The sequence below is a fragment of the Pseudidiomarina fusca genome (assembly GCF_032227045.1).
Classification (GTDB): Bacteria; Pseudomonadota; Gammaproteobacteria; order Enterobacterales; family Alteromonadaceae; genus Pseudidiomarina; species Pseudidiomarina fusca.
Map to the genome: position 1 here is coordinate 42,727 of NZ_JANFPJ010000011.1, position 22,435 is coordinate 65,161.

Here is a 22,435-nt window from a genome sequence, read left to right on the forward strand (position 1 = left end):
TTCATGTGGAAAACCAACGAGAAATAGCACTGCAAGCTTGGTGTGAGTCTATCACCGGGCATGCGCAAAGACGTTTACAACCGGTATCAGGGGATGCCAGTTTTCGACGCTACTTTAGAACCAGTGATGGTCAGCGTAGCTTAATTGCGGTGGATGCACCGCCGCCGCAAGAATCATTGCAGCCATTTATGGCGATAGCAGCCAGTTATGCAGCCGCAGGTGTGACGGTACCCGAGGTGATTGCAGCAAATCAAGAGCAGGGTTTTATGTTGCTCTCGGATCTTGGTTCAACGTTACTGCTCTCGGAGTTAACAGAAACCAACATGAGCGTGTGGTATCAGCGGGCATTGCAGGATTTAATAGCCTTGATGCCAGTCACTAGCACTGAACTTGGGCCCTTACCTTGTTACGATGAAGCGCTATTACGGCGCGAATTAGCGCTATTTCATGACTGGCTAGTGAGTGAACACCTGCAACTAAAACTAAGCCGCGAAGAACAGCTTTTATGGCAAGAGTTTTGCGATAGCTTGGTTACCAATGCGTTAGAGCAGCCACAAGTGGGTGTGCATCGCGATTTTCATGCCCGCAACATCATGGTCGTGGAGCCACAACATCTGGCCTATATCGACTTTCAAGATGCGGTAGTGGGACCTATTACCTACGATGCTGTGAGCCTTTTGCGTGACTGCTATGTGCGCTGGCCGCTGGCGCAAGTGCGAGAATTGAGCCAGTACTTATACTTGCATTTGCAGCAACAAGGCCTTATTTCTCATCACGTGTCTTCGTCACAATGGCAACGTTGGTTCGATTTGATGGGACTGCAGCGACATACCAAAGCCGCTGGGATATTTGCACGACTTTATCACCGTGACGGTAAAGCCGGGTATTTAGCCGATATTCCGCGTACCGTGGGTTATCTGCATGATATTGCAGGCTTGTATCCAGAGTTTAGCGAGTATCAACGCTGGTTGGCGCGAGCCATACAACCCGCGTTACAGGAGTTATCAGCTTGAAAGCAATGATTTTGGCTGCCGGTCGTGGTAAACGGATGCAGCCATTAACGGATACAATACCTAAACCGCTGTTAGCAGTACGAGGTAAACCGCTGATTCAGTACCACCTCGAGAAACTAGCAGCATTAGGAGTTGAACAGGTAGTGATTAACCATGCCTGGTTAGGGCATCTGTTACAACAGCAGTTGGGAGATGGCAGCCAGTTTGGTTTACGTCTTTGTTACTCGGCTGAGCCACCGGGCGGTCTTGAAACTGCCGGAGGCATTATCAAAGCGCTGCCATGGTTAGGCGATGAACCTTTTTGGGTGATCAATGGCGATGTTTTTACGGACTTAGATTTCGGCAATTTACCGCGGCAGCTAGAGGCTGATGCGGACGCGCATTTGTTGTTAGTAGCAAACCCCGTACATCATCCGCGAGGGGATTTTGCGCTAGCTAGCTCAGGGTTATTAAGCACTGACGCACATGCATCAAATAGGTTAACCTACAGCGGTGTGGGCTTGTTTCATCCGCGTTTGTTTGCAGCTTATCCAGCCGGTAGTGAGCAGGTGCTCGCACTGCGCTCGTTATTTGAACAAGCGATTCAGCGACAAGCCTTATATGGTAGTTACATAACGGCGGCATGGACCGATGTGGGTACCCCCGAACGTTTAGCACAATTACAGGAGCCAGTATGATTTGGGGTAAAGTTTTAGGTGGTTTTTTCGGCTTTTTGCTGTTGCGCTGGGTCGGTATTGTGATTGGTGTGATGGTCGGCCACTGGTTTGATCAAGCATTACAAAAGAATATGAAGCAAGGGGGTAACCCTGCCAATCATCAGCAGTTTTTGGATACTTTGTTTGCGGTACTTGGGCATCTTGCAAAGTCGAAAGGCCGAGTTACTGAGCAAGATATTGGCTATATAAGCCAGTTGATGGCGCATTTGCGCCTATCCGAAGATGCTAAAGTGCGCGCACAAGCTGCGTTTCGCGAAGGTAAACAAGCTGACTACCCGTTAAACGAGCGGGTGCAGCAGTTTAAGCAACAGTTTGCTTGGCGCCGCGATGTACTTCAGTTCTTTTTGGAACAAGTACTAACGGTAGCCTTGATTGACGGTCAAGTAGACCAAGCAGAGTATCAAGTACTACAGCGGATAACCCAAAGCCTTGGCTTTCATAAAGCGCAACTTGATATGTTGTTGCAGATGGCGCAAGCCGGTCAACGCTTTCGTGGTGGGCGGCAAGGAGCAGCAGGCAACGCTCGCAGTAGTGCTAGCCAACTTGACGATGCTTATGCCGTACTGGGGGTACCACGCAGCGCCAATGCCGCTGAAGTGAAAAAGGCTTATCGCAAACTCATGTCGAAACATCATCCAGACAAGCTGGCGGCGCAAGGGTTGCCACCAGAAATGCGAGAGTCAGCGCAGGCAAAAGCCCAAGAAATTCAAGCGGCTTATGAGCTGATTAAAAGCCAGCAGGGGCAGTAAAACTCAGCCATTGCTGACTACTTGGCTGAAAAAAGCCGAGCTGTTGCGCATGCAGGAATAAGCGTTCAGCAGCTGCGTAGGCCTGCTCATGAGCGTAGAATTTATCCCCCAGAATAGGGGTGCCCAAGGCCTGCATGTGCACCCTTAATTGATGTGACCGCCCAGTAAAAGGTTCCAACTCTACCCGGCTAATCAGCTGCTGTTGCTGCTGGCGCTGGGCCAGCACTCGGTAGAAAGTTAAGGCTGGTTTTCCAAGGCTTAAATCAACCATTTGCCGGGGACGATTGGGCCAGTCGCAACGCATGGCAAGATCGATAGCCCCGGCCATGGCTGGTAAGGCTCCCCAGACTTCGGCAAGGTAGCGTTTGTAGACTCGACGTTGTTCAAATTGACGCTGTAAATGAGCTTGGGCTGTTTTATGCAAAGCAAACACCAGTAAGCCCGAAGTCGCCATATCCAACCTATGTACGACTCTAATATCGGGAAACACCCAAGCCAGCCGCGCCCAGCTTGAATCGCGATGAGCTGGGTCTTTGCCTGGTACACTCAATAATCCACTTGGCTTGTTAATAACCACCACATCATCGTCTCGATAGACGATGTCTAGAAAAGGGTGCTGTGGCGGGTTATAGGTAAGCAAAGTCATGCTGGAATATTCACCATAACTCGCACTGCATCTAATTGTAATACAGGCTGTGTCAGTGCTTGCAGTAATTGCTCGCGACGCTCTCGCACTGCATTAATTTCTGAGTCACGTACCAGTGGGTTGTGTTGTTGCAACTGCTCTAAGCGGGCCAGCTGTTGCGCTAATTGCTGTTCGACAGCGGTTGCCGCGGTAGCAACAAAGCTAGATTGTGCTTGTTCGGCTGGTGACCAAGCTGTTTTGATTGCTTGCTGACAAGGGCCGCGCAATTGCTTCAATAGCCCTCGAGCTTGCTTTTTATCTAGCGGCAATAACTGTTTGTCTAGGCCTGCGGCGGCAACCTTAGCAGTCAAGTCGCGGCCTTGACTGTCTAAGAGCACGCGAATTCGCTGTTGCGGATAAAACTCATGGGCTTGTAGCGCTTTTGGTGCCATTAAAATGCTGACAAACTGCAGTTCAATAAACCAAGTGCCGGCAGGTAGAGCACGGTTTTTGAGTTGTGCAACACAGGTACTGCCGTAACTATCGAAACTTAGCAACTCCAGTGCTTGTTGGACAAACGGGTGGTCCCAACTTAAGAACTCCACGTCTTCGTGCTGTAACGCATAACCGCGCGCAAAAGTAACGGTCACGCCCTCTTCTGGTAATCCCGCGATAGGCACACGCAGCTGTTCAGTGGGACGTAACCAACCGCTACTGTCGTTGAGCGCATCATAGTCGATACCAAACCGGTCCCAGAATTGCTCCATGAATGCCTGTAAGGGTTGATAGTCATCAGCAGCGCAAATGGCATCTAGCACGGGTTGTACTTGATGCGGTCGGCAGGCATTCAGTTCTTGCAGGCGATCGCGACCTGCTTGCACTTGTTCGCGCAAATCTGCCGCCATAGTTTCGGTGGCAATGATGAGTTCGTCTAATAGCTGATTATCCTCACCTTCTGCATCAGTCATAGTGCTAGCTGCTAGCACTTGGTCGTGTAGCTGATCATAGATGGCAGCTCCGACCGCATTCGGTTGGTTAAAAGCATCCATGGCTTGATACCAAGCAAAGAGTGCGGCTTCGGCGCTATCGGCAACAATAGGCACATGAATATGAATGGTATCTTGCTGCCCAATCCTATCCAAGCGGCCAATTCGCTGCTCCAGCAGATCAGGATGGTGAGGTAAATCAAACAAAACCAAATGCTGAGCACATTGGAAATTTCGCCCTTCGCTACCGATTTCAGAGCAGATTAATAAGGGGCAGCCTTCTTCAGGGCTCGCAAAATAGGCCGCGGCTCGATCGCGTTCTAGTAACGTGAGTTGCTCATGAAATACAGCTGCATGGATGCCAGTTTTTACTCGCAATTGTTCTTGTAATAACAAGACCTGATCTGTGTGACGACAGATAAGCACAAACTTTTGCTGTTTGTGCTGCTTCAGTAGCTCGATTAACCAGTCTAGCTTGTTCTGCTCGGGCGTGAGTCGCTGTGGGTGCAAGACGCGTTGCGGAAACTGTCCAACATGACTGCGGCTATTACGAAACATGACCCGGCCGGTACCGTAGTGATCTAATAATTGGTCCAGCTCGGCATCTTTGCCAGCGACCGCTAAGGCAGCGGCTTGGGGGGCCAGTGTTTGGTAATGCTGCTGCTCTTGCTGAAAACTAGCGAAATCACTAAAACGATCCGGATCAAGTAATTGTAACCGAGCAAAATGAGCTTCGGCTCCCGCTTGTTCAGGGGTGGCGGTTAGCAAAATGACCGAACCAATCGCTTCGCAAAGCTCACTTAATTTGCTAAACGCAGGGGTAGCTGGGGTCAGTTGATGAGCCTCATCAACAAGCAGTAAATCCCAGTTTACCTCCAATAACTCTAAGCTCCAGAACTTATGGGTAAGTAGGGATTGCGGTACGATAACTAATTGCTCAGTGGCAAACACGCTATCGGCATCTAGCGCTGCCTGTTCACAGCGCTCTTGATCAAACAAGCTAAAACGCAAATTAAAGCGCCGTAACAGTTCGACAATCCACTGATGAGCTAAGCTATCAGGTACCACAATCAATACTCGCTCGCTGCGACCTGTCAGCAAACGGCGCTGCAAAATCAAGCCGGCTTCAATGGTTTTGCCAAGGCCCACTTCATCAGCTAAGAGCACTCGTGGATTGAAGCGATCGGCAACGGTTGCCGCAATAAAAATCTGATGGGCAAGAACATCAGCACGGGCCCCGAGTAACCCCGCAGCTGGATTTTGCTGCCATTGCTGTAAATACTGTTGTGCTTGGTGACGTAGCCGATACAAATCGAGCCGATCGACCTTACCAGCCAAGATCCGAGTTAAAGGGTGATTGGCCGCCACTTGGGCCGCTAGGTGCACTTCGGCGATAACCACAGTGTCACCGTTATCTTCACGTTGCGCCTGATAGTTGATGACACCATCTTGCACAGTCACCTCGGTTACCCGAAAGTACCAACCATCGGCGTGTTGACCGCGTTCATCAACCAGCAAGTGGTAGCGCGCTAGTGGCGCATCGCGGCGGGCATAGTGGCGCATTTCGCCGGTGGCAGGAAACAGTACCGCGACGGTGCGGTCTTGCACTTGGGTGATCACTCCCAAGCCTTGTTCCATTTCGGTTTCACTTAACCAGCGTTGACCCATTGCAAAATCGGCGGTTGTCACATCAGTTACCACATCAGTTACCATAGTGTTGAAAGACCTTTACAGCATAGCGGAATATTGACCGCATAAAAAAGGGCGCACATGGTAACTAAAATTATTTGAATGTTCACATGATTTTCATAAAAGATGCGCTAATCTTAGAAAAGCAAGCTCGTGGTGATAGTACTTACCTTGATAACATCAACGCAGAGGTGCGCATGACCGAAACCCCCGCTAAATATTACCTACTCGACACAAATATTCTGCTACATGAACCCCTTGCCTTTTTAAACTTTGAAGAGCATCACGTGATTATTCCGATGGTGGTGCTAGAAGAGCTCGATAACATCAAAGATCGTCATAAAGATGTCAGTCGTGAAGCGCGGTTGGCTATTCGGTCGTTAGAAGATGCGTTAAAAGCAGCTACGCCTGAACAGATCTTAGCTGGGGTGCCGTTGAATCGAATGCAAGGTGCTCATCATGCCCAAGGCACGTTAGCTATCTATCCGGATTACCAATTAAAGCAACAAGATGCGGTATTAAACCTAAAAGAGAACGACCACCGCATTATTCAGTCTGCATTAGCGTTGCAAGCGCTGCATCAGCACACCAAAGTAGTGCTCGTGACCAAAGATATCAACATGCGCTTAAAGGCTAAGGGAGCTGGAGTTAATTATGTCGAAGATTATCGAACCGACCAGCTGATTGATGATATTCGTTTCTTATCCAAAGGTTTTGTTGAAATAGACGGTGATTTTTGGCAATCCGTAGGCGAGGTCACGAGCGTTCAGCAAGGGCGAGAAACATTCCATGAAATAGACCGCAAGGTACTGCCACATGTGTTTAGAAACCAATATTTAATTGATGATAGCGAGCACTTTGCCGCCAAGGTCGTAGCCTATGATGCGGACCGGGTACGGCTGCAAGATCTGGGTTTTGAACGCATGATGAGTTATCGCGCCTGGGGCATTCATCCGAAGAACATTTATCAAGCGATGGCTTTGAATGCACTGTTAGATCCTCACATTGACTTGGTGATTTTAACTGGGCCTGCCGGCAGTGGAAAGACCTTGTTGGCACTGGCCGCTGCGCTAGAACTCGTGGTCGAGCAGGGCACCTATGAGAAAATCATCGTGACCAGAAACACCCCGGAAATTGCTGAATCTATTGGTTATTTGCCAGGTACAGAAGAAGAGAAAATGGCCCCGTGGCTAGCAGCTATTACAGATTCGTTAGAGGTCTTGCACAAACATGATGAAAGCATGGAAGCCAGCATGAACTACATCATGAACAAAGCGAACATTCAGTTTAAATCTTTGAATTTTATGCGTGGTCGCAGTATTCAAAATGCAATTGTAATACTCGACGAATCGCAAAATCTAACAGCTTCACAATTAAAGACCTTGCTAACTAGGTGTGGTACGGGCACTAAAATTGTATGTACTGGTAATTTGGCGCAGATTGATAGTTATTATCTGACCGCAGTAACCTCGGGCTTAACCTATATTGTAGAGCGTTTTAAAGATTACCCGGGCAGCGCGACGATTAATTTAAATGGGGTTGTAAGAAGCTCCTTAGCACAATACGCAGAAGAAAATCTGTAATGGCAGGAATGCATCTTTCGCGACTAGGTTTAGCTTTGATGACTTAGCTTGGATGACTCAGCTTTGATGACTAAGATAGTCTTCTAAAATTAACTGGGCGGCGGCGCTGTCAATTTTATCTTTTTGTAATTGCCGGTAGCCGCCACGCGCAAAGAGTTCTTCTTTGGCTGCGACCGTGGTTAGCCGTTCATCTTGCAGCTCTACCGGCAAGCCAAAGCGACCATGCAGGCGGTTAGCAAACTTACGAGCTAGATCCGTCAGCGGCTGTTCGCTGCCATCCATATTTAATGGCAGGCCAACCACTAGGAGTTTTGGTTGCCAAGTTTGGATCAACTTGGCAACCAAATCCCAATTAGGTTGACCATCTTTGGCTTTCAGGGCTGCCAGTGGTGAGGCTGTTCCTGTGATGGTTTGGCCAACTGCCACGCCAATGCTGTGGGTGCCAAAATCAAAACCAAGAACCTGGCTCATGCGTGGCCTACATCCGGACCTAATTGCCACAAATCGATGCCAAGTTTGGCCACCGCTTTTTGCCAACGCTCTTTGCTGGGAGTGTTGAACAAAATATCTGGGTCGGCAGGAATCGTTAACCAGCTATTACTGGCTAGTTCTTCTTCAAGCTGACCCGCATCCCAACCAGCATAGCCCAGTGTCATCAGGAACTTTTCAGGGGGGAACCCCTTTCCCATCGCCTCTAAAATATCCTTAGAGGTAGTAATACTCAACTCGTCACTGAGCTTAATTGAGCTACGCCAGTCATGATCTGGACTATGCAGCACAAAGCCGCGATCTTGGGCTAAGGGACCGCCAGAATATACTGGGCGTTGCAACGAGGGGCTATTATCAGGCACCACGATTTCTAGTTTGGTGAGTAAATCTTCCACACTAAGTTCAACCGGCTGATTAATCACCAAACCCATAGCCCCGTCTTTATTGTGCTCGCAAATATAAGTCACTGAGCGGGCAAAGAAAGGGTCGTCCATGGTTGGCATGGCAATTAAAAAGTGATTCTGTAAACTCTCTAGTGTTTCCATGAACTCACTACTCCTCAACACAAACCTAGCTGGCGCTCAATAGCATCAAATACTTTGGCGGCGATGTTAATAGAATATGCGTCCTCAATTTCGCGCATACAAGTGGGGCTGGTGACATTTATTTCTGTAATACGGTCGCCAATCACATCTAGCCCAACCAGCAATAAGCCACGGCGTTTTAGTTCAGGCCCCACGGCTTTGGCTAGTTCCCAATCGGATTCACTCAAAGGTTGTGGTCGACCGCTACCTCCGGCGGCAAGATTACCGCGAGTTTCGCCGGCTGATGGAATCCGAGCTAATGCGTATGGCATAGGCTCGCCATCAATGATAAGGATGCGCTTGTCGCCATCTTTAATAGCCGGTAAATAACGTTGCACCATGGCAAAGCGTTTGCCGTGGTCGGTGAGGGTTTCGATAATGACCCCAAGATTATTACCGTCAGCACCGACTCGGAAAATAGAGGCTCCACCCATGCCGTCCAGTGGTTTCAGGATGATATCTTGATGTTGCTGATGGAAGGCCCGAATCTGCTCCGCTCGCCGGGTGACTATCGTAGGAGGAGTTAACTCATTAAACCAAGCTGTGAATAGCTTTTCGTTACAATCGCGCAAGCTTTGTGGTTTGTTGGCAACCAATACGCCACGTCGCTCAGCCAGTTCTAGAATGTAAGTTGCGTACACATATTCGGTATCAAAGGGCGGATCTTTGCGCATCAAAATGATATCAAACTCAGCCAACGGCACCTCTTTAGCTGGTTCAAGATCGTAAAAATCTTCGGCTTGGTCGCGTACCGTCACTTGTCGAACAGTGGCCATGGGCTCGCCGGCCACAATCGATAGGTCACTCATTTCTAAATAAAAGCATTCATACTCACGAGCTTGAGCCTCCAGCAAGAGCCGAAAGCTGGTGTCTTTATATGTCTTGACCTGGGCGATTGGGTCCATAATCATGGCTAGTTTCATAAAACCTCCATTAACAGCAACACCGGCGTTAGGCCAGGTCACCAAATTGGTATTGAATAACGGTGATGGCAGCTAAGGCTGCGGTTTCAGTACGTAAAATTCGTGGTCCTAGTTTTACCGGTTGGAATGTATAAGCTTGTGCGACACCAACTTCCGTTTCTGTGAGCCCGCCTTCGGGACCTATCAGCAAACTCACATCAGTCGTTGCTGTCGGATTTAACTGCGCTAACGGAGTCGTAGCGTAGGGGTCTAAAGTTAACCTAAGGCCAGCGGTAAGTTGCTCACACCACTGCGCTAGTGACAGCGGTAAACACACCTCGGGTATGCTACTACGGCCACTTTGTTCGCAGGCAGCGATAACGATCTTTTGCCATTGCTGGCGCTTTTTTTCCAAACGCTCGCCACTGAGCTTAACACCGCAACGCTCGGTAAACAGTGGCGTGATTTTAGTCACTCCCAGTTCGACTGATTTTTGTAGCACAAAATCCATCCGGTCGCCGCGTGAAATACCTTGCCCTAGATGGATCGAAACCCCCGACTCGCTAGGATTGGGCTGCACCGCCTGGATTTCTGCCTGTACTTCTTTTTTGCTTACCAAAGTGAGAGCAGCCAGGTAGTTATTGCCATCGCCATTAAAGAGCTGCAACTGCTGGCCTACGGTCATGCGCAGGACTTTACCTACATGATGAGCCGCATCTTCTGCTAAGGTAATAGCGTTGCCAACCGTCCACGGCTGCTCGCTAGAAGTATAAATTCGCGGAATGCGCATAGGTCGCTGGTATCCTAAACTATCAAAATAAAATCATCTGGCGGTTATCTTAGCACTGCAAAAGCGCCATTGGCAGCGGGAAAATATTTGATTTTGTTGGCTGCGCAGTCGATCATGAAGCACGTGTGATTATTGGAGAGTTATCTATGTTGTTTAGTAAGCAATGGTTTTTGTTCATAGCTATGGCTATTGTCGGGCTATTTTCAAGCACTGCAGCAGCCGAAGATGCGCACAGTTATGCGCGTTTAGATGAAGTATCGACCCCACATTTAGAACTTGATTTAGCGATAGATTTTGATCGTAAACAGCTACGTGGTTTTGCTGAGTATAGTCTGCAACGTCATAGTAACAGTAACTTGCTGTATTTAGATTCGAGCCAGCTCACTATCGACAAAGCAGAAATTTGGCAACATGATCAGTGGCAGCCAACCAAGTTTAGTTTGGGCGACGTTCATCCAAGCCTAGGACAAGAATTGATCGTTGATATCGGTAGCACTGCCACTAAGGTTAGAATTCACTATCACACAGCAACCACTGCCAGTGGTCTACAGTGGCTAACGCCAGCACAAACGGCAGGGAAAAAGCATCCGTTTATGTTTAGCCAATCTCAGCCGATTCACTCACGTAGCTGGATTCCTATTCAAGATACTCCAGCGCTGCGACTCACCTACAATGCCCGCTTAACAACGCCAGCAGGTTTGCTAGCAGTGATGAGTGCAGACAATAGTTTGAGTGATAATCGCGACGGTGAGTACTTTTTTAGTATGCCGCAAGCTATTCCGCCTTATTTGATTGCGATTGCTGCCGGTGATCTTGCTATTCAAGCCATTAGCGACAAAGTCGCGGTGTTTGCAGAGCAATACATTGTCGACCAAGCTGCATGGGAATTTGCTGACACCCCTGCCATGATTGAAGCTACTGAAGCCATGTACGGTCCGTACCGCTGGGATCGCTATGATTTATTGATTCTACCGCCAAGTTTTCCCTTCGGCGGGATGGAAAACCCACGCTTATCTTTCATAACACCCACGGTAGTTTCTGGCGATCGTAGCCTCATCAACCTGATTGCGCACGAATTGGCCCATTCTTGGTCAGGTAATTTAGTGACGAACGCTAGCTGGCGCGACTTATGGATTAACGAAGGTTTTACCAGCTACGTTGAAAACCGCATTATGGAAGCTTTATTCGGTACTGAGCGAGCAGTGATGGAACAGGCTTTAGGATACCAAGACTTGTTGGCAAACTTAGAACTGCTGGAGCCGAATGACACCATTCTTAATATCGATTTAGGTACTCGCCATCCAGATGATGTGTTCTCGCAGGTACCCTATGTGAAAGGCCAATTGTTTTTGATGTATTTAGAAGAACAGTTCGGCCGCGAAACCTTTGATAAGTTTTTACGCCAGTATTTTGATGACTTTGCCTTTCAGAGTATTTCTACGGCGCAGTTTAAGGCTTATCTACAACGTGAGCTGCTGGCAAAGCATCCGCAAGTGGTAAGCATGGATAAAATTAATGAATGGATCCATCAGCCAGGGTTACCGGAGGATGCACCTAAACCGCAGTCAGATGCCTTTGCGAAAGTTGAGCAGCAAATGAATCGTTGGCTCAAAGGCGGCGCATTACAAACCGACAGCTGGACCACGCATGAATGGTTACATTTTATCAATAACCTGCCGCTCGATATTTCTGCTGACAATATGGCGCGCTTGGATCGTCAGTTTAATTTAACCAGTATTCAAAATAGTGAAATTGCTCATGCTTGGTTAAAGCTCTCCATCATTAAAAAATATGAACCAGCTCGCGATAGATTGCGTAGTTACTTGCTAACTATTGGGCGCAACAAATTAGTCAGCCCGCTTTACCGTGAGTTAGCCAAAACACCGGATAACTTAAAGTGGGCTAGAGCCGTGTACGAGCAAGCTAAACCGGGTTATCACCCGCTGACGCAAACCGTTAACGAAGCCTTGCTTTACAACAAAGATTAGGAGTTTTACATGCCAAAAGCTATTGGATACGCGGCAAAAGCCGCTGATCAAGCCTTAGAATATTTTGAATTTGAACGTCGTGATCCAACCGCAAATGATGTTGAAATTGACATCTTATATTGTGGAGTTTGTCACTCAGATTTACACCAAGCCCGCAATGAGTGGGGTGGGACAGTATTTCCGTGTGTACCGGGACACGAAATTGTCGGTAAAGTAACACGGGTGGGTAACCAAGTTAGTAAATTTAAAGTGGGCGATACCGTAGGTGTCGGCTGCATGGTCGATTCTTGCCAAAGTTGTGCCAATTGCGATGCGGGTTACGAGCAGTATTGCGATAACGGGTTTGTAGGTACTTACAATGGTGCAGACAAACATTCCGGTGGGCAAACTTTTGGTGGTTATTCAAATCGCATCACAGTCACCGAGAAGTTTGTGCTTAAAGTAGCTGACAATCTTGATTTAGCCGGTGTTGCACCCTTATTGTGCGCAGGTATCACAACCTACTCACCGTTGCGCCACTGGGGCGTAACTGAAGGCCATCGGGTTGGCGTAGTGGGCTTAGGTGGCTTAGGCCATATGGCAGTTAAAATTGCCAAAGCCATGGGTGCTGAAGTGGTGTTGTTTACCACGTCGCCAAGCAAGATTGATGATGGCAAGCGCCTAGGTGCCGATCATGTGGTGATTTCCAAGGATGCAGAGCAAATGCAGGCTTGGACCAATCAACTTGATTTTATACTTAACACAGTAGCGGCCCCCCATGACTTAGACGCGTATCTAAGTTTGTTACGGTTAAATGGCACCATGACTTTAGTTGGGGTTCCAGCTGAAGCGCACCCGTCACCAGCCGTTTACAATTTAATTGCGAAACGTCGTAGCTTAGCCGGTTCGTTAATTGGCGGCATCGCGGAAACTCAGGAGATGCTGGATTTTTGTGCCGAGCACAACATCATTTCTGATATTGAAATGATTGATATTGATAACATCAACGAAGCTTATGAACGGATGTTGAAAAGCGACGTGAAGTATCGTTTTGTTATCGACATGGCAAGTTTGAAACAGAAATAAAGACTTTTAGACGTCTAAATGTGGAAAAGTGGGCGAAGCTTAGGTAAACTACGCCCACTTTTTTGTTCAGTTTTGTATATCGTCCACTTATAGAGAAACGTAGCAATGGCACAGCACTTATTTACATCAGAATCAGTTTCTGAAGGTCATCCAGATAAAATCGCAGATCAAATTTCAGATGCGGTATTAGACGCGATTTTAACGCAAGATCCGCGTGCACGCGTGGCCTGCGAAACCTTCGTTAAAACCGGTATGGTGTTAGTGGGTGGTGAAATTACGACCAGTGCCTGGGTGGATATTGAAGAAATTACTCGTAATACCGTACGTGAGATTGGCTATGTTCACTCAGATATGGGATTTGATGGCTCATCTTGTGCTGTATTAAATGCCATTGGTAAACAGTCACCTGATATCAATCAAGGTGTTGACCGTGCGAACCCAGAAGAGCAGGGCGCTGGTGACCAAGGTTTAATGTTTGGTTATGCATCCAACGAGACGGATGTGTTGATGCCAGCACCTATTACCTACGCACACCGATTGGTACAACGCCAAGCAGAAGTTCGCAAAAGTGGTGAGCTTAGCTGGCTACGTCCGGATGCCAAAAGCCAGTTAACCTTTATTTACGAAGACGGCCGCCCAGTAGGTATCGATACTGTGGTGTTGTCTACTCAGCATGACGAACAAATCAGTCAAGCTGAGTTACGCGAAGCGGTGATTGAAACTATCATTAAACCGGTGTTGCCAGCAGAATGGTTCCCAGCCAGCCAAGAGCGAATTTTTATCAACCCCACGGGTAAATTTGTGATTGGTGGCCCGATGGGTGATTGTGGTCTTACAGGGCGCAAGATTATTGTTGATACCTACGGTGGTATGGCACGCCATGGAGGTGGTGCGTTCTCGGGTAAAGATCCTTCTAAAGTGGATCGTAGTGCCGCTTACGCCGCTCGTTACGTGGCGAAAAATATTGTCGCAGCAGGCTTGGCTGAGCGTTGCGAAATCCAGATTTCTTATGCTATCGGTGTGGCTGAACCAACCTCGATTAGTTTAGAGACCTTTGGTACCAGTCCTTACAGCGAAGAGAAACTGATTGCCTTAGTGCGTAAGCATTTTGATTTACGTCCGTATGGGTTGATTCAGATGTTAGATTTAGAGCGTCCGATTTACCAAGCTACCGCTGCGTATGGACATTTTGGCCGCGCGGAGTTCCCGTGGGAGAAAACCGACCGCGCTGAAGCCTTACGCGCTGATATCTAATTTGCTTACAAGCCCCGAATTGTGGACAATACGCGCACCTTTTGTGCAAATATTCTTACCAGCTAATTCGGGGTTTTGTTATGACTACAGCAGTATCTGAGCGTAAGCACCTTGCCAATGCTATCCGTGCCCTTAGTATGGATGCGGTTCAGCAAGCAAATTCAGGCCATCCTGGCGCACCTATGGGTATGGCCGATATTGCTGAAGTTCTATGGCGCGACTTCCTTAAACATAATCCAGCCAATCCCAATTGGGCCGACCGTGACCGCTTTGTGCTGTCTAACGGCCATGGCTCGATGCTGATCTACTCGTTGTTACACCTCAGTGGCTACGATCTCAGCATTGACGATCTTAAGCAGTTCCGTCAGTTACATTCAAAAACGCCGGGCCATCCTGAGTACGGTTATGCGCCTGGAGTTGAGACCACAACAGGGCCGCTGGGACAAGGGATTACCAACGCGGTAGGTATGGCTTTAGCTGAAAAAGTTTTAGCGGCACAATTCAATCGTCCACAGCACCACATTGTCGACCACTACACTTATACTTTTTTAGGTGATGGTTGCTTAATGGAAGGTATTTCACACGAAGCCTGCTCGTTAGCTGGTACTCTCGGCCTGGGTAAGTTGATTGCTTTTTATGATGATAATGGCATTTCTATTGATGGCGAAGTTGAAGGCTGGTTTACGGATAATACTGAGCAACGTTTTCATGCGTACAACTGGCATGTGATTGCCGATGTTGATGGTCACGATGCCGAAGCTATCAAAGCGGCTATTCATGCTGCCCAAGCGGTAACAGATAAACCTACGCTAATTATTTGCAAAACCATTATTGGTTTTGGTGCGCCCAACAAACAAGGCACAGAAAGCTGCCACGGCGCGCCATTAGGTGCCGATGAAATTACTGCGGCACGGGAGCAATTAGGTTGGTCGTACGGGCCGTTTGAAATTCCCGCCGATGTGTATGCCGCATGGTCTGCTAAAGCATCAGGTGCGGCCGCCGAACAACAATGGCAACAAGCCTTTGCTGCGTATGCACAAGCCTACCCTGAGCTGGCGGCAGAACTAGAACGTCGTTTAGCGGGCGAGTTACCGGTCGATTTTGCCGCCCAAGCGGATGCCTATATTGCTAGTTTACAAGCGGAGCCAGCTGCTATCGCTAGTCGTAAAGCTTCGCAGAATGCATTGAATGCCTATGGCCCTATGCTGCCAGAATTGCTTGGTGGTTCAGCAGATTTAGCTGGGTCAAACCTGACGCTTTGGAGCGGCGCTAAAGGTGTGAGCGCTGATGATGCCGCGGGTAACTATGTCTATTACGGGGTCCGTGAGTTTGGCATGTCGGCAATCATGAATGGGATTGCGTTACATGGTGGTTTTGTACCTTATGGCGCTACCTTCTTGATGTTTATGGAATATGCACGTAATGCGGTGCGTATGGCTGCGCTAATGAAGCAACGCAGTATTTTTGTTTACACTCACGATTCAATTGGTTTAGGCGAAGATGGCCCAACGCACCAACCGGTAGAGCAAACAGCGAGTTTGCGCATGACCCCAAACATGAGTACCTGGCGCCCGTGTGACCAAGTTGAGTCTGCGGTTGCTTGGAAAGCGGCTTTATTGCGTACCGATGGCCCTAGCGCTTTGATTTTTAGTCGTCAAAATTTAGCTCAGCAAATTCGTACCGAGGAGCAGGTTGCGGCGATCGAGAAAGGCGGTTATATCCTCCTTGATAGCGCTGGTCCGGCTGATTTGATTTTGCTGGCAACGGGCTCAGAAGTTGAACTAGCGATGCAAGCAGCACAGCAGTTACAACAGCAAGGAACACAGGTACGCGTAGTATCTATGCCTTGTACCGACCTGTTTGACGCACAAAGTGCCGACTACAAAGAGTCGGTGTTACCTGCTCGGGTAACCCGTAGAATTGCTATTGAGGCAGGTATTGCTGATTACTGGTACAAGTATGTAGGACTGCAAGGCCGCGTGGTTGGCATGACCAGCTTTGGCGAATCTGCTCCAGCCGGTGATTTGTTTAAGTTCTTCGGTTTCACGGTAGAGAATATTGTGAACCAAGCACAAGAGCTATTATCAGCATGAGCCAACCCCTAACCGAGCTGTTGAGCGCATCGGCAAGCCATCCTAAACGTATTGCTATCAATGGGTTTGGGCGTATTGGCCGCAGTGTGTTGCGAGCTTTGTACGAACGCGGCTATCGTGACCAACTGCAGGTGGTTGCCATCAATGAATTAGCACCAGTTGCCAGTATGGCTCATTTACTCAAATATGATACCAGCCATGGCCGGTTCAGCGAGCAGGTTAGTGTTGCAGAAGATCAAAGTTTGCAGGTGGCCAAGGATCGAATTGAGGTTTCTTCTGCAGCTCAGTTAGAACAGCTCGAGTGGCAAGCGCTGCAGTTAGATGCCGTGCTTGATTGTACTGGCGTATTTGGTACCCGAGACGATGGTGCTGCGTATCAACAGCAAGGCATTCCGCGGGTACTGTTTTCACAGCCTGGTGCTGCAGATCTCGATTTTACTGCTATTTATGGCGTGAATCATCAAGCCATCAAGGCAGACCATCAGTGGGTCTCGAACGGTTCTTGTACGACCAATTGTATTGTGCCGGTCATTGCTGTTTTAGATCAGGCCTTTGGTATCGACAGTGGTGCAATTACCACCATTCACGCAGCCATGCATGATCAGCAAGTGATTGATGCTTACCATACTGATCCGCGTTTAGCTCGAGCTGCTGGGCGCTCGATTATTCCTGTCGATACTCGATTAGCGCGCGGCATTGAACGGATCTTGCCGAAATTTGCCGGACGGTTTGAGGCTATTCAGGTACGGGTGCCAACCACTAACGTAACAGCTATGGATTTGAGTGTAACTGTGCATGCTGAGGTGAGTATAGAGCAGGTTAATCAAGTATTAGCAGAGGCCGCACAGGGCGCTTATGCTAACGTGCTAGGTTACACCGATGAGCCGCTGGTATCGATCGATTTTAATCACGACCCGCGCTCAAGCATTGTTGATGGCACCCAAACTCGGGTCGCCGATAAACGTTTGATTAAAGTGTTGTGCTGGTGCGACAACGAGTGGGGCTTTGCCAACCGCATGTTAGATACAGTGCAAGTGATGTTAGCAACAGATTCAAAATAATTAAGAAGGATTTTTTTATGGCTGCAGTCATTACTATGTCAGATTTAGATTTAGCCGGTTTACGGGTACTGATTAGAGAAGATCTGAATGTTCCAATTCAAGCTGGCAAAGTTAGTTCAGATGCACGTTTGCGTGCTGCGTTACCAACCATTCAAGCAGCCGTAGCGGCTGGCGCAAAGGTGATGGTGATGTCGCACTTAGGGCGCCCGGAAGAAGGTGTCTACGACGCCGAGTTTTCATTGCAGCCGGTGGTAGATTGGTTAAACGAACATCTTGATGTACCGGTTCGTTTAGCCACTGATTATCTGAACGGCGTAGACGTGGCTGTAAATGAAGTTGTGGTGTTTGAAAATATTCGCTTTAATGTAGGTGAGAAGAAAAACGATGATGCTTTAGCACAAAAGTTAGCCGCTTTGTGCGATGTCTTTGTGATGGATGCATTTGGTACCGCGCACCGTGCTCAAGCATCTACTCACGGTGTTGCTAAATACGCTGATGTGGCTTGCGCCGGACCGTTACTTGCAGCCGAATTAGATGCGCTAGGTAAAGCATTAGCAAATCCTGCGCGGCCGTTAGTGGCTATTGTTGGTGGCTCGAAGGTTTCGACCAAGTTGACGGTATTAGAATCGTTATCTACGGTAGTAGATCAATTGATTGTCGGTGGTGGTATTGCCAATACCTTTATTGCCGCAGCCGGACACGGGGTTGGCAAATCTCTGTATGAAGCCGATTTACAAGCCGAAGCTAGTCGCTTAGTAGCAGCGGCACAAGCCAAAGGTGGTGATATTCCACTTCCTTCAGATGTGGTTACCGGTAAAGAATTTAGTGCCACTGCAACAGCAGAAACCAAGCCGGTAACAGCTATTGCAGCGGACGACATGGTGTTTGATATTGGTCCGGATACCGCTCAAGCTTTTGCCAAGATGTTAGAACAGGCTGGTACCATTGTTTGGAATGGCCCCGTTGGCGTATTTGAGTTCGACCAGTTTGGTGAAGGTACGCGAGTTTTAGCTGAAGCTATTGCTAACAGTAAGGCATTTTCGATTGCTGGCGGTGGTGATACTCTAGCTGCCATTGATAAATACGGAATTGCCGACAAAATCAGCTATATTTCTACGGGTGGCGGCGCATTTTTAGAATTTTTAGAAGGTAAAGAACTGCCGGCTGTGGCGATTTTGGAAGAACGCGCACAACACGGCTAAGCAGCTATCTATAAGCCAAATTACACAAAAATATTAGGAGAGATATTACATGGCTTTGATTTCATTACGTCAGTTGCTCGACCATGCAGCTGAGCAAGGCTACGGGGTACCGGCCTTTAACGTCAACAACTTAGAACAAATGCGGGCCATTATGATGGCAGCTGATGCTACCGATAGCCCGGTAATTGTACAAGCGTCTGCCGGTGCTCGCAGCTACGCTGGTGCACCTTTTTTGCGTCACTTGATTTTAGCCGCAATTGAAGAATGGCCACATATTCCTGTTGTTATGCACCAAGATCACGGCACCTCACCGGCGGTTTGTCAGCGTTCGATTCAATTGGGGTTTAGCTCAGTAATGATGGATGGCTCATTGCGAGAAGACGGTAAGACTCCGGCGGATTACGACTATAACGTACAAGTTACTCAGCAAACGGTAGCTATGGCGCATGCCTGTGGCGTATCGGTTGAAGGTGAGTTGGGTGTATTGGGTAGTTTAGAAACTGGTGAAGCTGGTGAAGAAGATGGCGTAGGTGCTGAAGGCAAGCTCACACACGACCAGCTGTTAACGGACCCAGAAGAAGCAGCACAGTTCGTTCGTGCCACTAATGTAGATGCGTTAGCTATTGCTTGTGGTACGTCGCACGGTGCCTATAAGTTTTCACGCCCACCAACCGGTGATATTTTAGCGATTGATCGAATTAAAGAAATCCACAAACGGATTCCAAATACCCACTTGGTCATGCACGGTTCGTCGTCAGTACCGCAAGAATGGTTAAAAGTTATCAATGAATTTGGTGGTGAAATCCCAGAAACTTATGGGGTTCCGGTTGAGCAAATCGTTGAAGGTATCAAACACGGCGTACGTAAAGTAAATATTGATACCGATTTACGTTTGGCATCAACGGGTGCTATCCGTCGCCACTTGGCACAGAACACCAGCAATTTTGACCCACGTAAATATTTAAAAGCTTCGACCGATGCTATGTACGAGATTTGTAAAGCTCGCTATGAAGCCTTTGGTTGTGCCGGTCAAGCAAGCAAAATCAAGGTTATTTCGCTAGAAGATATGTTCGGGCGCTACGAACGGGGCGAATTAGACGCTAAAGTAAATTAATCCAGGGTTTAGAATGCCATATCAAGAGGTTATACTAAGGGTATGGCTTTCTTTAGGATTGAAGTACTACCAAAAGGGGAAAATATGCGCTTAACTCAAGCTACTATTGCGATAATTAGTTTATTTGCCGTTGCTGGAACTGCACAGGCAAGTATTTTTATGTACGATGATGCCAGTGATTTAGATACCACGGCAAAAAAAGAGTGGGATGCAAGTGCTGAGTTAGGTCTGTTATTCACCTCTGGTAACACCGAAACTGAAACACTAAAGGCTAAATTGAATTTAGCCCGCGATTTTGAGAACTGGCGTCATAAAGGCGTGATTGATTATTATCGCTCGGAGCAAGTTGATCAAAATACTGGCGATACCATCACGACGGGTGATAAAACCTTTTTGTCCGGCCAAAGTAACTATAAATTTAGTCCTGAAAGCCGTTCTTCGTTATTTGTGTTCGGCTCTTACGAAGAAGACAAGTTCAGTGGTTATGAATACCAAGGCACGTTAGCTATTGGTTACGGTGCTCGTTATCGTTACAACGAAAAAATTTATGCCGACTACGAGGTAGGTCCTGGTTACTCGATGAGCAAGCCTATTGTTGGCGGCTTACCACAAGAACAAGAAACCAGCGCAATTTTGCGTTTGGCTGGTAACTTGGTGTGGGATGTGAGCAAAAACTCTAAATTCAATGCATTGGCTTCTACGGAAGTGGGTTCTGATAATACTAAAACCCGTGCCGAGGCTTCTATTTCTGCCAATATTAATAGCTCGTTGGCACTGAAGCTTTCTATCGCAGGTACTCATAACTCATTTTTAGAAGACTCTACGAAAGAAAAATTAGATACCGAAACCGCTGTTACTTTGGTTTATACCTTCTAACTTAGTTGTACTAAGTGATTATAATGGCGTGAATAAGACTGGGCCTTGATTAACTATCATCGCCCAGTCTTTTTTTGAGGTGAACCGGCTCTCGCGCTTTTCTTATTTTAAGGTTAAGTAGCTCCACCACCAAACTGAATGCCATAGCAAAGTAAACATAGCCTTTAGGAACATGAAAGCCGAGTCCTTCCCCCATGAGCGTGAAGCCAATTAAGATCAGGAAGCTTAGTGCTAACATTTTTATGGTTGGATGATTATCCACAAAATCACCGATAGCTTTGGCGGCCACCATCATTACTAACACCGCAATAATAATAGCAATAATCATCACGGTCACGTAATCAACTAAACCGACCGCAGTAATGACTGAATCAAGTGAAAAAACGATATCAATCAGTGCAATTTGCACAATAATGGCACTGAAAGTAGCAGCTTTCGGAGTTTTTGTTTGATCGTGAGTGCCTTCTAGCGAGTGATGTATTTCAAGGGTACTTTTGGCTAATAAAAATAGGCCGCCACCAAACAAAATAAGATCTCTTCCTGAAAAACTTTGCCCGATGAGGCTGAACAGAGGTTCAGTTAACCCCATCACCCATACAATAGCTAGGAGCAAGGCAATACGCATGCCCATGGCCAGCATTAGTCCTAGTTGCCGGGCGCGTTGCCGCTGCGCTGGCGGCAATCGACCGACCAAAATTGAAATAAAAATAATGTTATCTATGCCCAAAACTATCTCTAAAGCTGTGAGCGTGATAAGAGCGAGCCATGCCTCGGGTAGTAAAATCCATTCGAACATGATGAATTCTCTTTGTTGATTTGTTTTTAAATTACCATAAATCGGTTACTCTTTAAGCACAACTTTAATTTTTGCTTTGCGTGTACGAATAATCTTCGTTAGTATTCGCGCACCTCAATGAGGTTGTATAAAGCGTTTATTTCAGCAGCAACAAAGGCGAACTTTTATGTCTGCAAATTCGTTTCTTGGTATGTTTGCCAAGTCTCCGATCAAACCTATGATCGATCATATTGAGCAAGTGCACGATTGTGCCATGACGCTTAAACCCTTCTTTCAAGCCGTGTACTCAGGAAACTGGGACGAAGCAGAAATTCATCGCAAAGAAATCGTCAAAAAAGAGAAAGCAGCTGACGATATGAAGCGTGATATTCGCTTAAACCTTCCTAGCGGTTTGTTTATGCCGGTGGAACGTACCGATTTACTTGAGTTGGTATCGCAACAAGACCGCATTGCTAACAAAGCAAAAGATATCTCAGGCCTTATGACCGGCCGTGAAATGCAAATCCCTGCAGCTATGATAGAAGGCTTTGATGCTTATTTATCACGTTGTCTAGATGCTACTGATAAAGCAAAAGAAACCATTGGTGAATTTGACGATTTATTAGAAGTAGGCTTTAAAGGTCGTGAACGTCAAATCGTCGATAAAATGATTTCTGAGCTTGACGAAATTGAACAAGATACGGATGCCTTACAGGTGAAGTTACGTCGTCAATTACGTGCTCTCGAAAATGAAATGAGCCCATTAGATGCGATGTTCTTGTATCAAATTTTGGATTGGGTCGGTGACCTTGCAGATCTTGCTGAGCGCGTGGGTGCTCGCTTTGAATTGATGCTAGCCCGCGTCTAAGCCGGAGAATAAT

Annotated in this window: 20 protein-coding genes; 13 read left to right on the forward strand and 7 right to left on the reverse strand. The window is 47.5% G+C overall.

The window, feature by feature from the left end; genetic code table 11:
- Positions 1–5: 5 nt before the first annotated feature.
- Genes NOG12_RS06815 through djlA form a run of 3 tightly spaced genes read left to right on the forward strand, consistent with a single transcriptional unit; the run spans position 6 to position 2,478 of the window.
- Positions 6–1,013 carry an aminoglycoside phosphotransferase family protein gene (locus NOG12_RS06815; RefSeq protein WP_313932794.1) on the forward strand — a complete coding sequence of 336 codons (1,008 nt, stop codon included), beginning with the start codon at positions 6–8 and terminating at the stop codon, positions 1,011–1,013.
- Positions 1,014–1,018: 5 nt separating this feature from the next.
- Positions 1,019–1,690: an N-acetylmuramate alpha-1-phosphate uridylyltransferase MurU gene (gene murU / locus NOG12_RS06820; RefSeq protein ID WP_313932838.1), complete on the forward strand. Its 672-nt coding sequence runs from the start codon at positions 1,019–1,021 to the stop codon at positions 1,688–1,690.
- On the forward strand, positions 1,687–2,478 hold the full coding sequence (gene djlA / locus NOG12_RS06825) for a co-chaperone DjlA (RefSeq protein ID WP_313932795.1): 792 nt from the start codon (positions 1,687–1,689) through the stop codon (positions 2,476–2,478). Before murU ends, djlA begins: the two co-directional genes overlap by 4 nt.
- On the opposite strand, the gene NOG12_RS06830 is transcribed toward djlA, so the two are convergent.
- Positions 2,456–3,124, reverse strand: coding sequence for a pseudouridine synthase (locus tag NOG12_RS06830; RefSeq protein ID WP_313932796.1), 669 nt, complete (start codon positions 3,122–3,124; stop codon positions 2,456–2,458). The two genes, djlA and NOG12_RS06830, sit on opposite strands and share 23 nt — an antisense overlap.
- Entirely contained in the window at positions 3,121–5,802 is a 2,682-nt protein-coding gene (locus NOG12_RS06835) for an SNF2-related protein (RefSeq protein ID WP_313932797.1), read from the reverse strand. Before NOG12_RS06835 ends, NOG12_RS06830 begins: the two co-directional genes overlap by 4 nt.
- Positions 5,803–5,975: 173 nt before the next feature.
- On the opposite strand from NOG12_RS06835, the gene NOG12_RS06840 reads away from it, so the two are divergent.
- The gene (locus NOG12_RS06840; RefSeq protein WP_313932839.1) at positions 5,976–7,361 is read left to right on the forward strand and encodes a PhoH family protein; all 1,386 of its coding nucleotides are present in this window, start codon (positions 5,976–5,978) and stop codon (positions 7,359–7,361) included.
- A gap of 57 nt (positions 7,362–7,418) precedes the next feature.
- On the opposite strand, the gene ruvX is transcribed toward NOG12_RS06840, so the two are convergent.
- The 4 genes from ruvX to NOG12_RS06860 are packed head-to-tail and all read right to left on the reverse strand — an operon-like array spanning position 7,419 to position 10,126.
- Positions 7,419–7,832 carry a Holliday junction resolvase RuvX gene (ruvX, locus tag NOG12_RS06845; protein ID WP_313932798.1) on the reverse strand — a complete coding sequence of 138 codons (414 nt, stop codon included), beginning with the start codon at positions 7,830–7,832 and terminating at the stop codon, positions 7,419–7,421.
- Complete coding sequence (locus NOG12_RS06850; protein WP_110075863.1) at positions 7,829–8,395, reverse strand: YqgE/AlgH family protein; 567 nt, start codon at positions 8,393–8,395, stop codon at positions 7,829–7,831. Before NOG12_RS06850 ends, ruvX begins: the two co-directional genes overlap by 4 nt.
- A gap of 14 nt (positions 8,396–8,409) precedes the next feature.
- Positions 8,410–9,357 carry a glutathione synthase gene (gshB, locus tag NOG12_RS06855; RefSeq protein WP_153826782.1) on the reverse strand — a complete coding sequence of 316 codons (948 nt, stop codon included), beginning with the start codon at positions 9,355–9,357 and terminating at the stop codon, positions 8,410–8,412.
- Positions 9,358–9,385: 28 nt separating this feature from the next.
- Positions 9,386–10,126 carry a 16S rRNA (uracil(1498)-N(3))-methyltransferase gene (locus NOG12_RS06860; RefSeq protein ID WP_313932799.1) on the reverse strand — a complete coding sequence of 247 codons (741 nt, stop codon included), beginning with the start codon at positions 10,124–10,126 and terminating at the stop codon, positions 9,386–9,388.
- Between the two features lie 146 nt (positions 10,127–10,272).
- On the opposite strand from NOG12_RS06860, the gene NOG12_RS06865 reads away from it, so the two are divergent.
- From NOG12_RS06865 to NOG12_RS06900, 8 genes are all read left to right on the forward strand, one after another.
- On the forward strand, positions 10,273–12,114 hold the full coding sequence (locus NOG12_RS06865) for a M1 family metallopeptidase (protein WP_153826780.1): 1,842 nt from the start codon (positions 10,273–10,275) through the stop codon (positions 12,112–12,114).
- A gap of 9 nt (positions 12,115–12,123) precedes the next feature.
- Positions 12,124–13,179, forward strand: coding sequence for an NAD(P)-dependent alcohol dehydrogenase (locus NOG12_RS06870; protein ID WP_110075859.1), 1,056 nt, complete (start codon positions 12,124–12,126; stop codon positions 13,177–13,179).
- Positions 13,180–13,284: 105 nt separating this feature from the next.
- On the forward strand, positions 13,285–14,433 hold the full coding sequence (gene metK / locus NOG12_RS06875) for a methionine adenosyltransferase (protein WP_313932800.1): 1,149 nt from the start codon (positions 13,285–13,287) through the stop codon (positions 14,431–14,433).
- 80 nt (positions 14,434–14,513) lie between these two features.
- Entirely contained in the window at positions 14,514–16,526 is a 2,013-nt protein-coding gene (tkt, locus tag NOG12_RS06880) for a transketolase (protein ID WP_153826777.1), read from the forward strand.
- Positions 16,523–17,587 (forward strand): erythrose-4-phosphate dehydrogenase, encoded by a 1,065-nt coding sequence (gene epd / locus NOG12_RS06885; protein ID WP_313932801.1) that lies wholly within the window; start codon positions 16,523–16,525, stop codon positions 17,585–17,587. Before tkt ends, epd begins: the two co-directional genes overlap by 4 nt.
- A gap of 17 nt (positions 17,588–17,604) precedes the next feature.
- Positions 17,605–18,789, forward strand: coding sequence for a phosphoglycerate kinase (locus NOG12_RS06890; protein WP_313932802.1), 1,185 nt, complete (start codon positions 17,605–17,607; stop codon positions 18,787–18,789).
- Between the two features lie 49 nt (positions 18,790–18,838).
- Positions 18,839–19,903, forward strand: a complete 1,065-nt coding sequence (fba, locus tag NOG12_RS06895; RefSeq protein WP_110075854.1) for a class II fructose-bisphosphate aldolase — start codon at positions 18,839–18,841, stop codon at positions 19,901–19,903.
- A gap of 84 nt (positions 19,904–19,987) precedes the next feature.
- Positions 19,988–20,779 carry a DUF481 domain-containing protein gene (locus tag NOG12_RS06900; RefSeq protein ID WP_228759534.1) on the forward strand — a complete coding sequence of 264 codons (792 nt, stop codon included), beginning with the start codon at positions 19,988–19,990 and terminating at the stop codon, positions 20,777–20,779.
- Positions 20,780–20,828: 49 nt separating this feature from the next.
- Here NOG12_RS06900 and NOG12_RS06905 read toward each other — a convergent pair whose 3' ends face one another.
- Positions 20,829–21,575: a TerC family protein gene (locus NOG12_RS06905; protein ID WP_110075853.1), complete on the reverse strand. Its 747-nt coding sequence runs from the start codon at positions 21,573–21,575 to the stop codon at positions 20,829–20,831.
- A gap of 166 nt (positions 21,576–21,741) precedes the next feature.
- Here NOG12_RS06905 and NOG12_RS06910 point away from each other — a divergent pair, with 166 nt between their 5' ends.
- Positions 21,742–22,422, forward strand: coding sequence for a TIGR00153 family protein (locus tag NOG12_RS06910; protein WP_110075852.1), 681 nt, complete (start codon positions 21,742–21,744; stop codon positions 22,420–22,422).
- Positions 22,423–22,435 lie beyond the last annotated feature (13 nt).